The organism is Pseudoalteromonas marina, assembly GCF_000238335.3.
Classification (GTDB): Bacteria; Pseudomonadota; Gammaproteobacteria; order Enterobacterales; family Alteromonadaceae; genus Pseudoalteromonas; species Pseudoalteromonas marina.
Window position 1 is genome coordinate 467,400 of record NZ_AHCB03000006.1, and the last position, 21,256, is coordinate 488,655.

General features: G+C 40.9%; 18 protein-coding genes. 4 read left to right on the forward strand and 14 right to left on the reverse strand.

Features of this window, described 5'->3' with window-relative positions; all coding sequences use genetic code 11:
- From glpG to PMAN_RS11095, 6 genes are all read right to left on the reverse strand, one after another.
- Positions 1-828 (reverse strand): rhomboid family intramembrane serine protease GlpG, encoded by an 828-nt coding sequence (gene glpG, locus PMAN_RS11070; protein ID WP_010556943.1) that lies wholly within the window; start codon positions 826-828, stop codon positions 1-3.
- On the reverse strand, positions 825-1,142 hold the full coding sequence (gene glpE / locus PMAN_RS11075) for a thiosulfate sulfurtransferase GlpE (protein WP_004588558.1): 318 nt from the start codon (positions 1,140-1,142) through the stop codon (positions 825-827). The genes glpG and glpE overlap by 4 nt, the downstream gene beginning before the upstream one ends.
- A 67-nt stretch (positions 1,143-1,209) precedes the next feature.
- Positions 1,210-2,235, reverse strand: coding sequence for an L-threonine 3-dehydrogenase (tdh, locus tag PMAN_RS11080; protein ID WP_010556942.1), 1,026 nt, complete (start codon positions 2,233-2,235; stop codon positions 1,210-1,212).
- Between the two features lie 43 nt (positions 2,236-2,278).
- Complete coding sequence (locus PMAN_RS11085) at positions 2,279-3,475, reverse strand: glycine C-acetyltransferase (protein ID WP_010556941.1); 1,197 nt, start codon at positions 3,473-3,475, stop codon at positions 2,279-2,281.
- 168 nt (positions 3,476-3,643) lie between these two features.
- Entirely contained in the window at positions 3,644-4,204 is a 561-nt protein-coding gene (gene gmhB, locus PMAN_RS11090) for a D-glycero-beta-D-manno-heptose 1,7-bisphosphate 7-phosphatase (RefSeq protein WP_010556940.1), read from the reverse strand.
- On the reverse strand, positions 4,201-5,262 hold the full coding sequence (locus PMAN_RS11095; protein WP_010556939.1) for a glycosyltransferase family 9 protein: 1,062 nt from the start codon (positions 5,260-5,262) through the stop codon (positions 4,201-4,203). Before PMAN_RS11095 ends, gmhB begins: the two co-directional genes overlap by 4 nt.
- 123 nt (positions 5,263-5,385) lie before the next feature.
- Between PMAN_RS11095 and PMAN_RS11100 the strand changes: the two genes are divergently transcribed.
- Positions 5,386-6,108: a 3-deoxy-D-manno-octulosonic acid kinase gene (locus tag PMAN_RS11100; RefSeq protein ID WP_010556938.1), complete on the forward strand. Its 723-nt coding sequence runs from the start codon at positions 5,386-5,388 to the stop codon at positions 6,106-6,108.
- Here the strand turns inward: PMAN_RS11100 and PMAN_RS11105 are convergent.
- The gene (locus PMAN_RS11105) at positions 6,097-7,182 is read right to left on the reverse strand and encodes a glycosyltransferase (protein WP_010556937.1); all 1,086 of its coding nucleotides are present in this window, start codon (positions 7,180-7,182) and stop codon (positions 6,097-6,099) included. The genes PMAN_RS11100 and PMAN_RS11105 overlap by 12 nt on opposite strands.
- A complete protein-coding gene (locus PMAN_RS11110; protein ID WP_010556936.1) occupies positions 7,179-8,252 on the reverse strand; it encodes a glycosyltransferase family 28 protein in 1,074 nt (357 codons plus the stop codon). The genes PMAN_RS11105 and PMAN_RS11110 overlap by 4 nt, the downstream gene beginning before the upstream one ends.
- A 169-nt stretch (positions 8,253-8,421) precedes the next feature.
- Between PMAN_RS11110 and PMAN_RS11115 the strand changes: the two genes are divergently transcribed.
- Positions 8,422-9,966: a capsule assembly Wzi family protein gene (locus tag PMAN_RS11115; RefSeq protein ID WP_010556935.1), complete on the forward strand. Its 1,545-nt coding sequence runs from the start codon at positions 8,422-8,424 to the stop codon at positions 9,964-9,966.
- Positions 9,967-10,050: 84 nt separating this feature from the next.
- On the opposite strand, the gene hldE is transcribed toward PMAN_RS11115, so the two are convergent.
- Both hldE and PMAN_RS11125 read right to left on the reverse strand, forming a co-directional pair.
- Positions 10,051-11,490: a bifunctional D-glycero-beta-D-manno-heptose-7-phosphate kinase/D-glycero-beta-D-manno-heptose 1-phosphate adenylyltransferase HldE gene (gene hldE / locus PMAN_RS11120; protein WP_010556934.1), complete on the reverse strand. Its 1,440-nt coding sequence runs from the start codon at positions 11,488-11,490 to the stop codon at positions 10,051-10,053.
- Positions 11,490-12,080 (reverse strand): D-sedoheptulose-7-phosphate isomerase, encoded by a 591-nt coding sequence (locus tag PMAN_RS11125; protein WP_006791589.1) that lies wholly within the window; start codon positions 12,078-12,080, stop codon positions 11,490-11,492. The genes hldE and PMAN_RS11125 overlap by 1 nt, the downstream gene beginning before the upstream one ends.
- 182 nt (positions 12,081-12,262) lie before the next feature.
- Between PMAN_RS11125 and waaA the strand changes: the two genes are divergently transcribed.
- Together waaA and PMAN_RS11135 are read left to right on the forward strand one after the other, a co-directional pair.
- On the forward strand, positions 12,263-13,546 hold the full coding sequence (gene waaA / locus PMAN_RS11130) for a lipid IV(A) 3-deoxy-D-manno-octulosonic acid transferase (protein WP_010556933.1): 1,284 nt from the start codon (positions 12,263-12,265) through the stop codon (positions 13,544-13,546).
- Positions 13,543-14,091, forward strand: coding sequence for a DUF1415 domain-containing protein (locus PMAN_RS11135; protein WP_006791591.1), 549 nt, complete (start codon positions 13,543-13,545; stop codon positions 14,089-14,091). The genes waaA and PMAN_RS11135 overlap by 4 nt, the downstream gene beginning before the upstream one ends.
- Before the next feature lie 30 nt (positions 14,092-14,121).
- Here PMAN_RS11135 and PMAN_RS11140 read toward each other — a convergent pair whose 3' ends face one another.
- The 4 genes from PMAN_RS11140 to purL all read right to left on the reverse strand — a co-directional run bounded on the left by PMAN_RS11140 (position 14,122) and on the right by purL (position 21,142).
- Positions 14,122-14,451: a YdbL family probable chaperone protein gene (locus PMAN_RS11140; protein ID WP_006791592.1), complete on the reverse strand. Its 330-nt coding sequence runs from the start codon at positions 14,449-14,451 to the stop codon at positions 14,122-14,124.
- A gap of 10 nt (positions 14,452-14,461) precedes the next feature.
- Entirely contained in the window at positions 14,462-14,659 is a 198-nt protein-coding gene (locus PMAN_RS11145; protein WP_010556932.1) for a YnbE family lipoprotein, read from the reverse strand.
- 2 nt (positions 14,660-14,661) lie between these two features.
- Entirely contained in the window at positions 14,662-17,118 is a 2,457-nt protein-coding gene (locus PMAN_RS11150; RefSeq protein WP_010556931.1) for an intermembrane phospholipid transport YdbH family protein, read from the reverse strand.
- 133 nt (positions 17,119-17,251) lie between these two features.
- Positions 17,252-21,142 (reverse strand): phosphoribosylformylglycinamidine synthase, encoded by a 3,891-nt coding sequence (purL, locus tag PMAN_RS11155; protein WP_010556930.1) that lies wholly within the window; start codon positions 21,140-21,142, stop codon positions 17,252-17,254.
- Between the last annotated feature and the right edge of the window lie 114 nt (positions 21,143-21,256).

Sequence of the window (21,256 nt, forward strand, 5' to 3'; positions counted from 1 at the left end):
TCAACTATTTGTATGCTTTTTAGTAAACAGTTGAGCGGTGTAGGCAAACGCCATTCCGCTCACTAGCCCCCCTAAATGTGCCCAATTAGCCATTCCAATAAACAACACATCAGCAAAACCAAGTACTAACCAAACAAGCATAAAACCTATAATTGAGGTACTCACCAATGCGGGTTTTTCTGGATTTAAAAAGCTATGGATCCAGCAATACCCCAGTAAGCCGTATACCACGCCACTTAGCCCACCAAAATTAGGCCCAACAATTAAATATTGCGCCCAACTACTAATTAAAGCAGTAATAAAAAACAGGCCAATTAAGCTCAATTTTCCGCATTGTTTTTCAATATTGTCACCAAGCGATATCCACCAAATTAAGTTAAACACAATATGTATAGCACTAAAGTGAACCAAGGCTGGCGTAAACCACGTCAATGGGTATGAGGGGTTAAACTGTAATGCAGAATAAATGCTCTCGAAACCACCCAGTAAAAATGCAACATAAATAACAATACTGAGTACACTTACCGATTGATTAAGCCAACTCAGCGCTTTGAATCGCGCTTTAAGGTTAAGCGATTGCCCTTGGTATTTTAAAGGTGATTGCGTACTACCTACACTCCAAGAAGCTTGCTGGTAACGAGAATGGCCTGGGTTTTGAGTAAACTCAGCCCAAAGCGGCTGTACCTGATGAAAATGCTCTTCAGATACGCTAATAATAACGTGGCTACCATCAGTTGAATGTAATTGCCCGTCTAAACCTTGGCTTTTTAAATAATCTATAAAGCCTTGAGCGGCACGCGGGTTATTTAAACTGCCAAGCTCTATCATCGTTCAACTTTCTCGCTGTAAGCCGCTTCCCAGGCTGTAAAGCCACCATCCATGCTATATACATCCTCAAAACCTTGCTCAACTAAGTAACTAGCAGCACCTTGCGAACTCATGCCGTGGTAACAAACAATAATAATGGGCTGATCAAACTCTTTTTCCATCATAAACTGGGCAATGTTTGCGTTCGATAGTGCCTCTGACCCCGGAATATGGCCTGCTTGATACGAGTTAGGATCGCGTATATCTGCAATTACTACGTCTTCTTTGTCTAATAACTCATGCGTTTGCGCAATAGATATATGTTTAAATGCCATTGAACTCTCTTTAATAAATAAAATAAAAAAGGCGGCCATAGCCGCCCTTCTTGCAATTTTTTTGGAATTAATTCCAGTTTAAAATTACTTTTCCTGACTGACCTGAAATCATCATATCAAAGCCAGCTTGGAAGTCATCTACAGAATATTGATGTGTAATGATTGGGCTTAAATTAAGACCTGACTGTATTAAACTTGCCATTTTGTACCAGGTTTCAAACATTTCGCGACCATAAATACCTTTAATCACTAAACCTTTAAAAATAACTTGGTTCCAATCTACTGCCATGTCTGATGGTGGAATACCGAGCATGGCAATTTTGCCACCATGGTTCATATTATTAAGCATTGAATTAAATGCACTTGGCACACCCGACATTTCAAGACCAATATCAAAGCCTTCTGTCATGCCTAGGTCGGTCATAACATCTTCAAGCTTTTCATTTGCAACATTCACCGCGCGAGTTGCGCCCATTTTGCGGGCAAGCTCTAATCGGTACTCGTTAACATCAGTAATTACTACATGACGCGCGCCTACATGTTTTGCAACAGCTGCAGCCATAATACCTATAGGACCGGCACCAGTAATTAGTACATCTTCTCCTACTAGATCAAACGAAAGGGCTGTGTGTACAGCATTGCCAAATGGGTCAAAAATAGAGGCTAATTCGTCAGATATGTTGTCTGGAATTTTAAATGCATTAAATGCAGGGATCACCAAGTACTCAGCAAACGCGCCTTCGCGATTAACACCAACTCCTGTGGTGTTACGGCATAAATGCACACGCCCAGCACGACAATTTCGACAATGCCCACAGGTAATATGACCTTCGCCAGATACCCGGTCACCCACTGAAAAGCCGCGAACTTCTTGACCCATATCAACCACTTCACCAACGTACTCATGACCAACAACCATTGGTGTAGGAATTGTTTTACTCGCCCACTCGTCCCATTTATAAATATGAACGTCGGTGCCACAAATCGCTGTTTTACGTATTTTAATTAACAGATCGTTATGGCCCACTTCAGGCTTAGGTGCATCTGTCATCCAGATACCCGGTTCTGCTTTTAATTTAGATAATGCTTTCATAATTTACGCTCACAAAAACCAAGTCATTTCTTAGTTTTAAAAATTAAATAACGCCCATTTCTTTACCAATGCGAGTAAAGGCTGCAATAGCTGTATCTAGCTGCTCTATACTGTGCGCTGCTGATATTTGCGTACGAATACGTGCTTGGCCTTTTGGTACAACAGGGAATGAAAAACCAGTCACATAAATACCTTCTGCAAGTAATTTATCAGCCATAAGTGAGGCCACTTTAGCGTCACCTAGCATCACAGGAATGATGGCATGATCTTTACCTGCGCAGGTAAAGCCTGCCGCTTCCATTTTCTCACGGAAATATTTAGCATTAGACCAAAGCTTAGCGCGAAGTTCGCCACCATTTTCAAGCATCTCTAGTACTTTAATTGATGCAGTTACAATTGAAGGTGCTAATGAATTTGAGAATAAGTAAGGGCGCGAACGCTGACGTAACCACTCAACAATTTCTTTTTTACCTGAAGTGTAACCACCTGATGCGCCGCCCAGCGCTTTACCCAATGTACCAGTAATTATATCTACACGGTCAAGTACGTTACAGTATTCAGGTGTGCCCTTACCATTTTCGCCAACAAACCCTACAGCGTGAGAGTCATCAACCATAACAAGCGCATCGTACTTATCAGCTAAATCGCACACAGCTTCTAAGTTACAAATTACGCCATCCATAGAGAACACGCCATCGGTGGCAATTAACTTTGTTTTAGCGCCCGCTTCGTCTGCGGCAATTAATTGCTTTTCTAGATCAGCCATGTCGTTATTTGCATAGCGAAAACGCTTAGCTTTACATAAACGAACGCCATCAATAATCGAAGCATGGTTAAGTGAATCAGAGATAATCGCATCTTCTGCACCTAAAATAGTTTCAAACAAGCCTGTATTAGCATCAAAACAAGAAGAGTATAAAATGGTGTCTTCGGTTTCTAAAAATGCACTAATTTTTTGCTCAAGTGTTTTGTGAATGTCTTGCGTACCACAGATGAAACGCACAGAGGCCACACCAAAACCGTGGTCGTCTAAACCGCCTTGCGCTGCTTTAATTAACTCAGGGCTATTTGCTAGGCCAAGGTAGTTGTTAGCACAAAAGTTAATAACTTTATCGCCAGATGCTACTTCAATTTGAGCTTGTTGCTGCGAGGTAATTATACGCTCGCTTTTATAAAGGCCTTGGGCTTTAACGTCTTCAATTTGCTCTTGTAATTGGCTAAAAAAAGCAGATGCTCTCATCTGTAGTCTCCATTTAATTGAACGGGTAAACAACAACGTTTATGCCACTGTTTATGATGGTGTGTATTGTAAAAGTTTAACGAGAAAAATGCACGGTTTGCAGTTCGTCGCAAACGCGCTCAATGTAAGGAATATGTGCCAGTTTACACGCTTAAATAAAGCGTGTTTTTATAACGGTAAACGTTTAGTTAAATCATCTATTGAATCAATCACTAAATCGGCATGTTGCTTTGCGCTTTCGTCAAAGCTTTGCCCTGAACGCACTAATACTCTGGTTGCAATACCAGCTTTTTGAGCAGCTTGCATGTCACTGAGCTTATCACCAACCATAATACTCTGCTCAGGATCGATATTATGCTCCTCTATGCTTTGCAGCAACATGCCTGGGGCTGGCTTTCTGCAATCACATTGCTTTAAATATTCGGGCAACGCCTTTTTAGGGTGATGCGGGCAAAAATAGACATCGGCAATTTTAATGTCGTGGTCACTAAATTGCGTTTTCATCCACTGAGTAAGCGCTTTAAATTCAGCCTCAGTATAATAACCTCGCCCAATGCCTGATTGGTTTGTGACTACTATAATTTTATAGCCCGCGTCGAAAAATGTTTTACAGGTACTAAAAATGCCTTTAATAAATTCAAACTTTTCACTTTGATATACATAGCCGTGGTCTACATTAACCACGCCGTCACGGTCTAAAAAAAGCGCTTTATGTAGTTTAATACTCATTCAAGCCCCTCTTTGTTCACAACATGGTCAAACATTGTTTTTACGCTATCTATGGTTATTTGGCTCATTAAATCATCCCCTTTAACTCGGGTACCCCAGGGGACTTGCTGCGCAGTTTTACCCGTTTGCCCAAGTAAATTTTGATGATAAACCTCTACCACATAATCTTGATATAAATAAGGGCCAGTGCGTGCAGGGTTCGAGTGGGCATATAAACCAACAACTGGTGTGCCAACCGTTACTGCCATATGAGCAGGGCCAGTATCGGGGGCAAGGACTAAATCAGCTCTTTTTAAAACACATAGCAGCTCTTTAAGCTTTGTTTTACCAACTAAATTTAAAATTGGGCTATTGCTATGTTTTATAATGTTATTCGCTAAATTTACTTCAAGCTCAGTAGGCCCGCCGGTTAAAGCAACATTAAAACCTTGCTCGTGCGCGTAGTCAGCAAGTACAGCATAACGTTCAGGCAACCAGTTTCGCTGAGCTTTACTAGCCGCTGGCGAAATTACAAATAGCTTGTTGGCTAAATACTCTTGCCCTAGTAACTCATCTGCTTTGTTTTCATCTTGTGCGCTGTAAGGCATTTGCCATGTAGGCGTGTAATCATCTACACCAATTGCACCCGCAAACCCTTTAAATCCCTCTAGCACATGTGCTTCTTTTTGTGGGGCTATGCGTTTATTTATAAACAAACTGTGTAGTTCTTTTGAGCGTGCCCAATCAAAGCCTATTTTTACTTTTGCAGGTATACAGCGCGCTACAAAGCCTGCTCTTAATGCCACCTGCATATTAAGAAGCACGTCAAACTGCTTACCATTAAAGGTATTTTTTAATTTTTTAAGCGCTGCTCTACCTTCTTTTTTATCAAATATTACCAGCTCTACGCCCGGTAAATCAGCAAGTAACATAGCCTCTATTTTACCCATTACCCAGGTTATTTTTGCATTAGGGTGCGCTTTTTGAATTGCTTGAACAGCACTAACAGCATGACATACATCACCAATAGCAGAGAGTCTTAAAATACAAATAGAGGAGTAGTTAGGCACTTGAGTCACGCATTCCGTTAGGCTTTAAATAGTATGCTGGGATCTTAAATTATACTCGCGTTAATGCAAGCACTTATCCTGCGCCATAAAACACGTTAATATATACCTATTATTGAATTATTTTAACGAGCTATGTTTAAAACACTAACGCAAGGCAAACACACTATTTTAAGCCATCCAGATTATTTTAACCTTGTTGATATAAGCTGGTTTGATGCAACTTATTGGCAAAAGCAAAATAAAATAGTAGGCGCTAAAAAAGGCCGCGCTACAGCATGGTTTTTTAAACATGATGATTTAACTGCTGTACTTAGGCATTACTGGCGTGGCGGTTTGGTTGGTAAGGTATTGAACGATCAATACCTCTATCTTGGCCTTAAAAACACCCGCGTATGTAAAGAGTTCAGCTTAATGATAAAGCTTATTGAACTCGGTCTAAATGTACCCAAGCCAATTGCAGCCAGAGTAAGCACTAGTGGTTTGATTTACCGCGGCGATATAATTACACAAGCGGTTAGCGGCGCTAAAAGCCTGCTCGACGTTCTAATTGAGCGCCCTTTAAATAGTAGTGAGCTTGAAAGCATAGCCAACACTATTGCGCTATTTCATAACAAAGGGGTGTATCACGCCGATTTAAATATAAATAATATTTTATTTAATGAAGACGGCGACGTATATATTATCGACTTTGATCGCGGGGAGTTAAAAGTTCCTAACCCGCAATGGCAACAAAGTAATATAGCGCGCTTAAAGCGTTCATTTTCAAAAGAGCAAGGCCGTAATAGCGTCTTTAATTGGCAAAGCAATGATTGGGAAACGTTCAATGCCCTTTATAGCCAAAAACTATCTGCGTAGAGCCAAATACTGCTGAGCTACTAGCTCAGCATTCACTTTTTGCAAAATATCGGCGCTTTCCACACTCGGCTTATTTGCTAAAACGTGTTTTATTTTAGCCGATAGCTCTTCGCTATGTCCTATGGGTACTAAGTAATTAGTCAGCTCGCCTGTTAATATTTCGCTAGGCCCAAACGTACAATTAGTACTTACTATCGGCGTGCCAACAGCTAATGCTTCAATTAATACTGTTGGCAACCCTTCAAAGTCAGAGCTCAACACCAATGCTTCAGCCTGCTTAATCCAATTATAAGGATTTTGTTCAAACCCGGGGACAACTAATCGCTTTGCAATGCCATACTCTTTTGCAAGCTTAAATGCTTTGCTCGGCTTATTACATAAAAGAACCAATTTGTATTTTTTATCAAGCTTGGCAAATGCCGCAAATAAAATATCGTGACGTTTTTGTTTAGCTAAACGCCCTACATGAATCAAATAAGGCGACTGCGGAATAGCTACATTAAGGTCATCAGATTGGCGTTTTATTTCGGCTAAATTAAAGGGGTTATAAATAGTAGTTATTGCACTTGGGGTAATTAAATCGCCTTGAGTGATTTCTTGCTCTACCCCTTTAGATACACAAACGAGTGACTTACCATTTAAGTTTTGCTTTGATTTTTTAAGATAGCGATAAGAGAACGGACCTAGCTTTTTTTGCCTAGCAAGCTCTGAATTTACTGAGTTATGCACAACAAAATGCACATTTTTAACCGTGCTTTTAGCGAGTAAATTATTGCTTCTATCAAGATTTGAAAGTACTAAATCTATAGTACCAATATCTCTTTGTTTATTGTTAAACCAGGCTTCTAACTTCGCAACGCTTTTATTTATGTTCCAAAAGCGATCAACCTTCGATGCTCTATCAGGAAATAAACTGTCAACATTAATGTATTCAGGGATGTCATATTCAATGGTGCTTGCAAGTGACAATAAAGTAACGTGATGCTCAAGTTCAAAAAGTTGCTCAGCTAAAGTAAGCATAACTTTTTCTGCACCACCGCCAACAAGGGAGTCAATAACAATCACAATGTTCATGCACGGCTTCCTGCAAGCATATTTTTTACCGCACTCGTAATTACGCTATAGCTTTGAGGGCTATCTAATTTACGATATTTAGCCAAGAGAGGCTTATAGTGCCTATCATCTATTGCGTATTCAATTTTAGACACTATATCATCAGGATTAAGGCTTGCTTTGATTGCTACGCCGGCATTAACACAATTTTCTAGGCGGGTATGTTGGTCTTTTGAAATAGCACAAGCTATAGCAGGAGTTTGCAATGCAATAGCCTGCAACAAAGTATCACCAGCACTCAATAAAGCTAACTTTGCTTGACTCAATAATGCTAAAAAATCAGTTCCCTCTAAACTTGTTAAACAAATAATCTCGCTTGTTTTTGGTAATATTTTTGTATAATTAGAACCAAACACGACCACTGTTTTTAAACCCGTTTTTTTACCCGCTTTGAGCGCGGTATCGAAATAGGTATCTGCACAATTTAAATTATTAAATGTATGACCACCAGAACCTGCATTTACTAGTAAGTAATTATTCTCTTCAAGCCCGTACTTGTTCAACACTTGCTTTTTTTGCTCCTCTGAAGCGTGTGCAACAAAAGGCCCAACATTACGTGGATGAGCAAGGGGAAATATGTCTAGCTTTGTAGTTTCCACCCAACTTAAAGGCGCAATACAATAGTCTGGCTGTACAACCCAATGTACATCAATTAAATTTGCACGATTGAGCTTTAACCCTTTTGCGCGCTTTTTTTCATGTTGAGAAATAAAAACAACTTTAGCACCCACCTCTTTTGCCGCTTTCATATGTGCTGCGCGCCCAGCACAATCAAAAACAACAACGTCTGGTTTGTATGCAGTGATAAAGTCACACACTAATTCAACTTCTTTGGTTGCTGAGCTCTCAAGTAAAGTGGTATCAAAGGGGCAAACATCGGCGTAAGTTGTGTGCTTGTTTAAAATAAAATGAATATCAAGCATCCCAGCAAACTCAGCGAGCAACCCATTCGCCAACAACAACGAGCGCATATATTCACCAATCCCTTCTGGTGACGATACTGGAATAAATAAAAGTCGTTTGTTGCTCATTGCATTCTCAATTTCCTATTTGATCTTTAGTATATCAATCAGCACTTTGTTGCGATAGATAGGTTACATTTTTATACATTTAATTGCCCCTATAAATTTGAATACTTACTGCAATAACTTACTTAGATTGGTAAACTTGCCAGCAATCTTAATCACAAGGACCTGAACTTTGCGACACAGAATTTTTATTCTTTCAACATTATTTAGTGCTATCAGTTTATCTGTTAATGCTGAACCATGGGTTAAACCAGATGACTATGGACTAAAAGCTGACATACAACAGCTAGCCGACGCCGGTATTATTTTAGCGCCGGTAACAACATACCCATTAATGTGGAAGAGCTTTATTAATGATGTTAACAGTATGCCCATCGAGCAATTATCTCCAAGCTTGCAAGACGCATTACTGCGTGTAAAGCATCGTTATAAATCTGAAAACGCAAGTTCACATAGTGTGCAATTATCAGTTTATGCAGCCACAGATCCAATACATACAACGAGCTTTGGTGCGACCAACACTCAAAAATCAGCGCTTTCGGCAGCGTATGCGTACCTAGGTGATAATTTTGCCGCCAAAGTTGCACTAAGCTCCAGAAAAGACGGTAAAAAATGCCTCATTAGCGGAAAAACTAGCGATGACATTGTAAAAGATGAGCAAGCATTAACTGATTGTGACGATACCTCACTTGATGATAGTTACGTAGCCTATAGACTAGGTAATTGGATATTTAGAGGCGGTGCTGTTGAGCAGTTTTGGGGACCTGGTATCGACAATAGCCTGATAATGTCTAGCAATGCAAAGCCGCTTCCAGCTTTAAGTATTACGCGTGAACAAAGCACCGCCTTTGAAACACCTTGGTTAAGCTGGATAGGCCAATGGAGTTTTACAGCACAAATGGCAAAGCTTGAATCAACCAGAGTGATTCCTGATGCATTACTGTGGAGTAGCCGCTTAAATATACGTCCATTGCAACAATTAGAAATTGCAGTAAGTTGGTCGGCGCAGTGGGCAGGTGAAGGTCAGCCAAGTTCTGCTGGTGATTTTATTGATGTTATTACAGGGCAAACAACTTGTATCAATGGTAATGAAAATTGCGACAGTCAGCTAGATTCTAAAATTGGAAATCAACTTGCAGGGCTCGATATTCGTTGGTCTGACACATTGTTTAGCCACCCATACGCCATTTATGCCAGCACTATAGGTGAGGATGCCAGCTCACAATTTAAACCTGCTGACCGAGCTTACTTATTTGGTGCCCAAACGACCCAGCGTATTTATGATCAAAATGTATTAGTGAATGTAGAATACATAGATACGGGTGTTTCGTGTGGTGAATCAGTTGAAGAGAATTGTTATTACGAGCATTCAGATTATAAATCAGGTTACCGCTACCATGGCCGCACCATAGGCTCAACGTTTGATAATGACGCACAATCGGTTGTATTAACCTTATTAGGGCAACTTTTAAACGGTGATGATTGGCAAGTAAAACTACGTAGCGTTGATTACAACAGCGATAATAGTGATTGGTATCCTAATAACCCTGACCTAGGCAATACAATTACTAAAACGAGCTATAATTCAAAACAGGTTGAACTGCGTTACAGGCAACTTGCAATGGGTGGACGTTTAACATTAGGTGCTTTTGCATCTAAAAATGACGATGCAGAAAATGACACATCTGCCTTTGCTAAATACGAATATAACTTTTAGCCAGTATTTTAAATACACTTTATTCAGGCTTTAAAAAAGGGATGAAAGCAACACTTTTATCCCTTTTTTATTCGCAAAATATACTTATTGCTTTATTTTGCTAATCACTTTTGACGTTGAACAGCCATCTAAAAATGTCAGCACTTCTACTTTGCCGCCATGGCGCAGTACATGATCGGCACCGGCTATTTGCTCTACGGTATAATCGCCACCTTTCACTAAAATATCAGGGCTTATTTGCTCGATTAATTTAGCGGGTGTATCGTTTTCCTCAGCGCTGCCAAACGGAATAACCCAATCTACAGAGGCAAGTGCACTTAATACCATTGCGCGCTCATCAAGCGGGTTTATCGGGCGTTCAGGGCCTTTTAAACGGGTAATAGATTCATCGTTATTTAACCCAACAACGAGTCTATCTCCACGCGCTTTAGCTTGTGCTAAGTAGCGCACGTGACCTGCGTGTAAAATATCAAAACAACCATTGGTAAATACAATGGTTTCGCCGTTTTGCTTTGCAAACTCAATATGCTGCAGTACATCATCAAACGGAGTTTGGTAGTGCTCGCCATTAGTGTGTAAGTATTGGCCAAGCTTTTGGCTTAGCTCTTCTGGTGACACTGTGGCTGCCCCAAGTTTACTTACTACAATACCGGCGGCTAAATTAGCAATTTCTACTGCATCTTTAGGGGCCATACCTGCCCCAAGCATTACAGCTAAAGTTGCAATTACGGTATCGCCTGCGCCAGTTACATCGCTCACTTCTAATTGCTGAGCTGCAAAGTCGTGTTTTTCATCGGCATTAATTAACGACATACCTTGCTCTGAGCGTGTAAGTAGCATGGCTTTAATACCATTTTTACTAATAAGCTCACGGGCACTTTGCGCTAAAATGTCCTCAGAGCCGGTTTTACCACCTGCTAAATTAAACTCATGCAAGTTAGGCGTAATGTAGTCTGCGCCCTCGTATAAGTGTAAGTCTGGCGATTTAGGATCGATAAGCACGGTTTTACCCGCCGCTTTGGCAATACTCACCATCTCTTTAATTAAGCTGAGCGAGCCTTTACTGTAATCAGAAAACACCACAAAGTCGTACTCATCAAGCACCAGCTCTAAGCGATTTAATAACAGTTGGCTATGCTGTTCGCTAAAGGTTTCTTCTAAATCAAGGCGTACAAGTTGTTGATGGCGGCTAATAACACGCATTTTCGAAATAGTCGGTAAATCACATACACTCACAAGTTGTGAACTTATTTTTTCACCTTTTAAAATTGTTTCTAAAATTTGCCCGCTTTCATCTTCCCCAATTAAGCCAAGTAGCCCTACTTTGGCATCAAGCCTAGCAATGTTTTTAGCAACATTGGCGGCGCCACCGGCTTTGTCTTCAAACTTGCTTACCTTAACAACGGGTACTGGCGCTTCTGGCGAGATACGCCCGGTGTCACCGTACCAGTAGCGATCAAGCATTACATCGCCTACCACTAAAATACGCGCTTTAGATAAGTTTTTTAATAGCGATAAATCCATTACTGCTGCTCCGCAACAACCATATCTATGGCTTCACATAACCAGTGGCCAATAAACATATGCGCTTCTTGAATACGTGCTGTTTCATCGTTTTTGATAATAATTGGCAGCTTGGCAATGTCTTTTACTTTTCCGCCATCACGGCCTGTTAATGCAACTGTAAATGCGCCAATTTTATTAGCCGCTTCAAGTGCTAAATTGATATTTGCACTGGTACCTGAGGTTGTTAAACCAATCACTAAATCTTCTGGTTTACACAGTGCCTGAACTTGGCGTTCAAACACGGTATCAAAATGGTAGTCGTTACTGTGCGCAGTAAGAATTGACGTATCGGTTGTGAGTGCCATAGACGCAAGCGGTCCACGCTCTAATTTATAACGTACTACAAATTCGGCCGCCAAATGCTGAGCATCCGCTGCACTTCCGCCGTTACCAAACCAAATAACCTTACCACCAGCTTGTAATGCACTATGGCATACTTCTAATAACTGCATAGACTCTTGATGATAAGCCTCCATCGTTTCAAATAAGGCTTGATGACGGTTTAAACTTTCAACGTAGCTTGTTGCCACAGAATCGATAATTGACATGAAAAATTCCTCTAGGAACTGAAATGGCAGGAAAAAATTAAATCTATTATTCCACAGTTTTATTTAGTTGTGTGTATTTTATAGGAATATAGCTGAACTGGAACATAATTTAGTGCTTCACATGTTCAGAAATTATCACTTTCGCGTTAAACTAAGGGCACTTACCTCAATAAAAGTTCAGTATGGCACGCATTTTCTACTCATTCGCTTTAATTTTAATTAGCCCGCTGATTGTATTTTACTTATATGTATTAAGAGGTAAAAAAAACAAAGGCTACCGCGCACACTTTAAAGAACGTTTTGGCTTTGTGAGCAAAAGCTTATTTACAAGTAAAGGCAAACCTTTAGTTGTACACTGCGCCTCTGTAGGTGAAGTACTTGCAGCTGCACCACTTATTAAAGCGCTGCAAAAACAACACCCACAGCTTAATATACTTATTACCTGTAATACCCCTGCTGGTCGCGAGCAAATAATTAATCAATTTAAAAATACCGTGGCGTGTAGTTATTTACCTATGGACTTCCCGTTTTCGACCGCCCGGTTTTTAAAACGTTTAAACCCACAAGCACTATGCATATTGGAAACCGAGCTTTGGCCAAACTTAATGGCAATAAGCCATAAAAAGAATATTCCGGTACTGGTACTTAATGCTCGCTTGAGCGAAAAATCGCAACAAGGGTATCAAAAGGTTGCTAAGTTAACGCAGATAATTATGCGTTCAATCACGGTACTTGCAAGTCACAATAAAAAAGATGCCGAGCGATTTATTGAGCTAGGTTTAACCTCCTCAAAAAGCCATGTTACAGGCTCAATTAAGTTTGATATAAGCCCAAGCAATGAGCAGCTAGCTTCAGTTGCAAACCTTAAAGCACAATATAAAACTCAAGAGCGGTTTGTATGGGTGGCAGGCTCTACTCACCCACTTGAACACGAAATGATATTAAATGCCCACCAGCAACTATTAAAAAAGTACCCAAATGCACTTTTAATCATTGCCCCGCGACACCCTGAGCAGTTTGATAAAGTAGCCGATACGTTAGCTCAAAGCCCACTTAGCTTTAGTCGTCGCAGCAACAATAACTATCAAAACGAGCAAGTACTATTAGCTGATACACTTGGCGAGCTGCAATGTTTATATGGGGCTGGTAATGTAAGTTATGTAGGCGGCAGTTTAATTCGCCGCGGCGGGCATAACCCACTTGAAGCGGCTGCTTTTTCGGTCGGTGTTATAACTGGCCCACATACGTATAATTTCGATCATATCTACCCTGAGCTTATAAAATTAAAAGGCGCTGTGGCTGTTGAAAACACCGATGAACTTGCTACACAATTAATTAACTTAAGCCAAAACACTAAAGCTTGCCAAACTATAGGGAATAAAGCGCAGCAGTGCGTATTAAAAAACCAAGGCGCCATTAAAAAAACATTAACCATAATTAATCAGTATTTAGAGCCACAAGCATGACCAATTTAGCTATTACTCAAACCCGTGAGTGGGTATCGTCTGTTATTGTAAAATATAACTTTTGCCCATTTGCCCGCAAAGAAGTTGAGAACAACTGCATTCATTATGTACTTAGCCCAGCAGTAAAAATTGATGACGCTGTAATGGACATGCTAGAGCAGTGTGTGCAGCTTGATCAAAATCCAGAGCGCGAAACCACATTAATACTGTTTGATAACGGCTTTAGCGATTTTGAAGATTTTTTAGATTTAGTTGATTTAGCCAATGCGCTACTGGTTGCACAAGGCTTTGAAGGTAAATATCAAATTGCTAATTTTCATCCCGATTACGTGTTTGCCGACAGCGACGAAGATGATGCCGCAAATTACACAAACCGAGCTCCCTACCCTACATTGCATTTAATTCGCGAATTAAGTATGAGCGAAGCGCTTGATAACTATAACGAGCCTGAATCTATACCTGAGCACAATATAAAACTTGCAAGGCGCAAAGGATTCGACTTTTGGCAGCAACTTTTAGAAGGCATAAAAAAACCGAGCGCATAACGGCTCGGCTTTTAAGTATCAAATTCAATGTTACTTTTTAACCCAGCTGCCATTTACTTCAACATAATGACCACTTTGGGTTTTTTCGATTGTTTTAGCCGCTGCGAGTGCTTCTACTTGGGCGAGCGATAAATTGTTCTTTTTAGCTAGTTTTAAATACTGAGCTTTACGCTTTGCGTTAATTTCTTCAACAACGGCTTTAGCTTCGCTATTTTGTACTACTAAGCCTAAATAACCCGAACTGTTCTCACCCACTAATCCTTGGCTTTTAGCATCATCTAAACTAATCGCCCACGCCGAAAACGACATACACACTGCACCAATTAAAGTGGCAATACTTAATTTATTTTTTATAGTCATCATTTAGCTCCTAAAATAATTCGCTGTCGTCGCTGAACAGGGTATCGAGTTCTTTATCTACCTTTACACGAATTTCGTGATCAACCTTTACATTGAGGTTGATAGTTATTGGCTCTTTAGCTGCTACTTCTACTCTGTGTGTACATGCGCTCAATGCGCTGATAGCAGCAAGGGCTATGATTGCCTTAATGCTTAACGAATTTTTCATCATTAGTTTCCTTTTTGAGAATATTGCTGCTCAACTTTTTGTGTTATTTCGTCACTTAATCTTAGCGCTCTTAGTAGCGTAAACACGTTTTCTTCGTGATTATAATTAAAATTAACTTGCTGCTGTTGTGGCTCATTAAAGCCTTGTAAATTAACACCTAAATATAACCAACCATCACTGTTAAGTGCTACTGTACTATTAAGTTTTTGTATATCAAGGTTTTTAAGTAAGCTCAGTACAGGCTGTAATTCTTGCTGCTGTTGCATAACAGAGTCAAACGCTGTGTTATTGCTAATAATTAGCTTACCTTCACCTTGGTTTAATAAGTTGCCGTTTGTAACCTCTACGCCACTGTCACTAAAATGAAGTGGCAGCCACCCTTTTAATCGGCCCGTTAAGGTAATTCCCGACTTATCATCAAGGGTAATGAGTTTACTCGCATCAATATCCTTAAAAGTAACATTGGCTGTTTGCTGCGATTTTAAAAGCGTGTATTTATCTAATTCAAAAACTCCATCAAACACATTACCGCTTATATCAAATGCTTGCGCGCTATTGTTAACCACTTTTATTTTACCGTTGATATTATTAACTACTGCGCCCGCTCTTAATTCATTGAGGTTAAAGGTAGTTGGCTCAACATTAAGCTGCCCTGAATCATATTGCCCACTAAGTTGCGCCCTAAACTGATTAACTAAGTAATCGTTATAAAGCGCGCTGGTATCATCAATAGTTAAATTAAAATTGGCTTTTTGTAAATTCACATCACCACTAATACGCCCACCAAACTCGCCCTGAGTGAGTTGAGCTAACGGTTCAAATTGGCTAACGAGTGAATTTAACGAAAGCACACTTTGCTGCGGTATAATCACTTCAAACGGATGCGCTACCTTTGAAACATGGTGATTGGCCACCAGCTCAACACCATTTACAAACACGTGATGAGACGCTTTAAGCGCGCGACTTTGTAGCCCGGTTGACGTTACGTTTATTGTATTTAAATCGACATTTGGGCTTGTCAGTGTATTTATTTGGGTGTTTGCATTTAAGTGAGCAAATAACTCTCCCACACCTAAGTTTGCCCTTGCACTGAGGGTGTTATTAATACCGGTGAGTTTATACTCTTCGTATTGAGCGCCTTTAAACTCACTTTTTAAAACCACGCTTGCATCGAGCTTTTCACTCATACTTGCCACAAGTTTACCTGTGTAAGTGTTAATAGTAGTGCCATAAGCAACGGCTTTATCAAAGCTAAATGTAGTACTTACTTTACCTACGGGTTTAGAGTCAACAAGTTGAGTAAGTGTAAAGTCGCCATGGGCTTTAATATTATTAGCCTCAGCCGGTAAAAATTCAGGCAAAGCGGTAAGCGTAATATCGTAATTACCGCTTAATTGAGCGTTTTTAAGCTGCGCACTTAGCGTTATAGCGTCTATTTCATCCGTATGTAGCTGTACCTTTAGCTGTATGCGTGCGCTTTGTAACGGTGCAGCAGTATTTATAAACGTATCTGTAACCGTTATATCTATATTTTGCTTGGCTTGCACTGCACTTTTGAGCGTTATTAACGGTAAGGTTAGGTTGTTATGTGCAAAATTAATTGGTTTAGCTAAAGCCCATTGCCAATTAAGTGGAAGCTGCTTTATGGCAAATGACTTGTAGCTACTTTCAGGAATAAGAGATTGGCAGTTATTACTAATCGTTACATTGTTTTTAAGCTGGCTTGGGTCTATATCAAGCTTTTGGCTATTTAAGTTATATGTAGCGCTTAGTACACCTTTGGAGCTGTTTGTTATATCACAGCTTTGTATTTTATAGTCATACTGGGTTTGTAAATCACCAGTAAGGCTTGCCTCTACCCCGTTAAAGCTAAATGCCTGCGCTGCATTAAAGCTAAGTCCACTTAATAACTCATTATCTGTTTTAAGTAATTGCTTTAATGATCCATCATTTATTTTAAGCTGCCCTTGTACCTTGTTATTGTAAAGCGTTGCGCTTGCGTTTAAATGACCACTTACTACAAACTGGTTAAGCGTGGGCTCGGTGATATTTAGCATTAGCGGGCGCTTTAAAAACGCACTGTTTATAGTTAAATGCTCAACCGCAATTGTAGGCCTTGTTTTAGGAAGTGCTAAATCTAAAATTGTTGCAGGGCTGCTTACTTTATTACTTTGAGGAAGTGGATTTACATTAAGCGCTGCATGTTTAATTTCAACATGGCGAGTATTTGCGGTAACGCCTTCAACAACAAGCTCTTGATTTTTGTAACTTAAACAGGCTTTTTGTATATACACATTTAACTTGCTCGTAAGCGAAAAATCTAAGCAGCTTAAGGTAACACCTGCTTTTTCAAGCTGAGGCGCTACAGCCCATTGTAATAGAGGCAAACGAAATACATAGCCAAGCAACACTATACTTAGCAATACAGCACCCATAATTAAACCAACGCGCTTTAACATACTATCCTTATAAGCTTTTATTCATATCTTACAAACTATCGTAATTTTAAATCTACGCAATCAAAAAAGGCTGCACAGTGCAGCCTTTTTTATTTTACAGCTAGATTATGAATCTAACTTGTATATGTTGTTTTTAACCTACATTTTTACGTGCATTACGGAACATGCGCATCCATGGGCTATCTTCTTGCCACTCATCAGGGTGCCACGAGTTAGCAACAGCGCGGAATACACGCTCTGGGTGCGGCATCATTACTGTTGCACGGCCATCAGTAGAAGTAATACCGGTAATACCTTCTGGTGAACCATTCGGGTTAGCCGGGTATTGTGTTGTCGGGTTACCGTAGTTATCTACAAATTTAACTGCAACAGTGCCGCTTTCAAGCGCAGCTTTAGTGGCGGCATCGTTTGCAAATTCTGCATGGCCTTCACCATGAGATACAGCAATTGGCATACGCGACCCCGCCATTCCATTAAAGAACACAGACGGATTCTCTTGTATTTCTACTAAGCTAAAGCGTGCTTCAAAACGCTCTGACTTATTTGTTACAAAACGAGGCCAATGCTCAGTACCCGGAATTAACTCTTTAAGCGTTGATAACATTTGGCAACCATTACACACCCCTAAACTAAAGGTGTCTTCACGGTGGAAGAAATTTTGGAACTGATCGCGTGCCATATCATTAAACAATATAGACTTAGCCCAACCTTCACCGGCGCCTAATACGTCACCATAAGAGAAACCACCACATGCCACTAAGCCTTTAAACTGCTCAAGGGTTAAACGCCCTTCGAGGATATCGCTCATGTGCACATCAACAGCGGCAAAACCAGCGCGGTTAAACGCAGCAGCCATTTCTAGGTGCGAGTTAACGCCTTGCTCACGCAAAATAGCCATTTGTGGTTTAGCACCCGTTGCAATGAATGGTGCAGCTATATCTTCGTTTAAGTCAAAGTTAAGTTTTACGTTTAAGCCTGGATCTTTTGCATCAAACTTGGCATCAAACTCCTGCTTAGCACAATCAGGGTTATCACGACGTGCTTGCATTTGGTACGTTGTTTCGGCCCAAATAGTACGTAACTCAGTACGAGTATGATTAAGTACCGTTTGCTCGCCGCGGTTAAATACAATGCTATCGTCGCTATTAAGCGAGCCAATCACGTGGCTAATTGCAGCTACACCATGTTGTTCAAATACAGCATTTACGTCATCTAAATCGCTGTTAGCAACTTGAATTACCGCGCCAAGCTCTTCGTTATAAAGTGCTTCTAAGTCTGTCCCGGTTAAACCAGCTAAATCAACAGTCACACCGGTGTGCCCAGCAAACGCCATTTCAGTTACAGTAGTAAATAAACCACCGTCTGAGCGGTCATGATAAGCAAGTAACTTGCTATCAGCGACAAGTGCTTGCATGGCATTGTAAAAGCCTTTAAGTAGCTCAGGGCTGTCTACATCTGGTGTAACATCACCAAGCTGTTTATAAACCTGTGCAAGGCTTGATGCACCCATGCGGTTTTTGCCAGCACCTAAATCAACTAAAACAAGCGAAGTGTCGCCTTTATCAGTGCGTAACTGTGGCGTTACTGTTTTACGTACATCGTCAACACGGCCAAAGGATGTAATAATAAGCGATAACGGCGACGTTACTGATTGCTCAGCACTATCGTCTTCGTTTTTCCATGTCGTTTTCATCGACATAGAATCTTTACCTACAGGTATAGTTAAACCAAGTGCTGGACAAAGCTCTTCGCCTACCGCTTTTACGGCTTCGTAAAGGCCTGCGTCTTCACCTGGGTGACCCGCTGCAGCCATCCAGTTAGCAGATAGCTTAATGTTCTCAAGGCTGCCAATGTTTGCACAAGCAATATTAGTGAGTGACTCAGCCACAGCCAAACGCGCCGAAGCTCCATAATTTAATAGTGCCGCCGGCGTGCGCTCACCCAGAGACATAGCTTCACCGTGGTAAGTGTCGTACGTTGCCGCAGTAACCGCACAGTTAGCAACAGGTACTTGCCAAGGGCCAACCATTTGATCACGTGCTACTAAACCGGTAACCGAGCGGTCACCAATAGTAATTAAGAATGTTTTTTCTGCAATTGTAGGTAAGCGTAACAAACGCTGTGCGGCATCAGCTACGTTAATATCGTTTGCATCAATGGCAGTGCCCATTACTTGCTGAGATGTTACATTGCGATGCATTTTAGGCGCTTTACCTAATAAAACATCAAGCGGTAAATCAACAGGGCTGTTATCAAAGTGGCTGTCTGCTACGGTTAAATGGCGCTCTTCTGTGGCTTCACCAATTACTGCGTACTGTGCGCGTTCGCGCTTACAAATGGATTCAAAACGATCAAAGTCTTCAACCGCTACAGCCAGCACATAACGCTCTTGCGATTCGTTACACCAAATTTCATGTGGTGCCATGCCAGGCTCATCGTTAGGGATATCACGTAGTTGGAATTTACCACCACGGCCACCATCGTTTACCAGTTCAGGAAACGCATTTGATAAACCACCGGCGCCTACATCATGTATAAACGCAATTGGGTTTTCGTCGCCTAACTGCCAGCATTTGTCGATGACTTCTTGGCAACGACGTTCCATTTCAGGGTTTTCACGCTGTACAGAAGCAAAGTCTAAGTCTTCGTTTGATTGGCCCGACGCCATACTTGATGCAGCACCACCGCCTAAACCAATGTTCATAGCAGGGCCGCCTAGCGCAATTAGTTTTGCGCCTACTGGAATCTCGCCTTTTTGAACATGATCAGCACGAATATTACCTAAACCACCGGCAAGCATAATTGGTTTGTGGTAACCACGTACCTCTTCACCATTGTGGCTTGTTACTTTTTCTTCGTACGTGCGGAAGTAACCTAATAAGTTAGGACGTCCAAACTCGTTATTAAATGCAGCACCGCCCAGTGGGCCATCCATCATAATATCAAGCGCATTGACTATACGACCTGGCTTACCAAAGTCGCTTTCCCACGGTTGCTCGTAACCCGGAATACGTAAGTTAGAAACCGTAAAGCCAACTAAACCTGCTTTTGGCTTAGAACCACGCCCTGTTGCACCTTCGTCACGAATTTCACCACCTGAACCGGTAGCCGCACCCGAAAACGGTGCAATAGCCGTTGGATGGTTATGGGTTTCTACCTTCATTAAAATTTCTATGTCTTCTTGATGATACGCATATTCACCTTGCGCATTCGGGAAGAAGCGACCCGCTTTTGAGCCCTTCATTACTGCCGCGTTATCTTTATACGCCGACAATACATTTTCAGGATTGTGCTCAAATGTATTTTTGATCATTTTAAACAGCGATTTTGGCTGTTCAATGCCATCAATTGTCCAATCAGCATTAAATATTTTATGACGACAATGCTCTGAGTTAGCTTGGGCAAACATAAACAATTCGATGTCGTTAGGATTACGTCCTAACTTTATAAAGTTTTCTACTAGGTAGTCAATTTCGTCATCGGCAAGGGCAAAACCTTGCTCAATATTTGCGGCAGCTAATGCTTCGCGTCCGCCACCTAAAATATCAACTGATGACATTTCACGAGGAGAATCATTACGGAACAACTGTGCTGCAGCTTCAAGCTCAGTGTGTGTAGCTTCAGTCATACGGTCGTGTAATAACGCCGTTGCTTGTGCAAGTTGCTCTGCACTTAGTTCACCTTCTATATAATAAGCAATACCACGCTCTACACGGTGAACCTGTTTAAGGCCACAGTTATGCGCTATATCGGTTGCTTTAGATGCCCAAGGAGAAATGGTACCAGGGCGAGGTGTAACTAAAATAAGTGTGCCAGCTGGGGTATGCTCGGCAATAGTAGGACCGTAAGTTAATAGCTTTTCAAGCTTGGTTTGCTCATCAACACTCAAAGGCGATGTTAAATCGGCAAAATGAGCATACTCGGCATATACGTTGGTGACTGGAAGTTGCGATTGTTTGCAACGCGCTAAAATTTTATTAACTCTGAACTCTGACAGTGCTGGTGCACCACGAAGGATCAACATAGATAATTTCATCCGGGGTTAGGGATTGAACGATATTTTAGGCACGCATTATAGTCCAATTAGCCATCATATTTAACTCAAAATTTAGCTTTTCATAAAATTAACTTTTTAGCT

Excerpts from the sequence above, each read along its gene's own strand:
- glpG (WP_010556943.1), bottom strand. The coding sequence starts at position 828 with ATGATAGAGCTTGGCAGTTTAAATAACCCGCGTGCCGCTCAAGGCTTT.
- tdh (WP_010556942.1), bottom strand. The coding sequence starts at position 2,235 with ATGAAAGCATTATCTAAATTAAAAGCAGAACCGGGTATCTGGATGACA.
- PMAN_RS11135 (WP_006791591.1), top strand. The coding sequence starts at position 13,543 with ATGACCAATTTAGCTATTACTCAAACCCGTGAGTGGGTATCGTCTGTT.
- hldE (WP_010556934.1), bottom strand. The coding sequence starts at position 11,490 with ATGGATTTATCGCTATTAAAAAACTTATCTAAAGCGCGTATTTTAGTG.
- PMAN_RS11125 (WP_006791589.1), bottom strand. The coding sequence starts at position 12,080 with ATGTCAATTATCGATTCTGTGGCAACAAGCTACGTTGAAAGTTTAAAC.
- PMAN_RS11100 (WP_010556938.1), top strand. The coding sequence starts at position 5,386 with ATGTTTAAAACACTAACGCAAGGCAAACACACTATTTTAAGCCATCCA.
- purL (WP_010556930.1), bottom strand. The coding sequence starts at position 21,142 with ATGTTGATCCTTCGTGGTGCACCAGCACTGTCAGAGTTCAGAGTTAAT.
- PMAN_RS11145 (WP_010556932.1), bottom strand. The coding sequence starts at position 14,659 with ATGAAAAATTCGTTAAGCATTAAGGCAATCATAGCCCTTGCTGCTATC.
- PMAN_RS11105 (WP_010556937.1), bottom strand. The coding sequence starts at position 7,182 with ATGAACATTGTGATTGTTATTGACTCCCTTGTTGGCGGTGGTGCAGAA.
- PMAN_RS11110 (WP_010556936.1), bottom strand. The coding sequence starts at position 8,252 with ATGAGCAACAAACGACTTTTATTTATTCCAGTATCGTCACCAGAAGGG.
- PMAN_RS11140 (WP_006791592.1), bottom strand. The coding sequence starts at position 14,451 with ATGACTATAAAAAATAAATTAAGTATTGCCACTTTAATTGGTGCAGTG.
- PMAN_RS11085 (WP_010556941.1), bottom strand. The coding sequence starts at position 3,475 with ATGAGAGCATCTGCTTTTTTTAGCCAATTACAAGAGCAAATTGAAGAC.
- gmhB (WP_010556940.1), bottom strand. The coding sequence starts at position 4,204 with ATGAGTATTAAACTACATAAAGCGCTTTTTTTAGACCGTGACGGCGTG.
- PMAN_RS11150 (WP_010556931.1), bottom strand. The coding sequence starts at position 17,118 with ATGTTAAAGCGCGTTGGTTTAATTATGGGTGCTGTATTGCTAAGTATA.
- glpE (WP_004588558.1), bottom strand. The coding sequence starts at position 1,142 with ATGGCATTTAAACATATATCTATTGCGCAAACGCATGAGTTATTAGAC.
- waaA (WP_010556933.1), top strand. The coding sequence starts at position 12,263 with ATGGCACGCATTTTCTACTCATTCGCTTTAATTTTAATTAGCCCGCTG.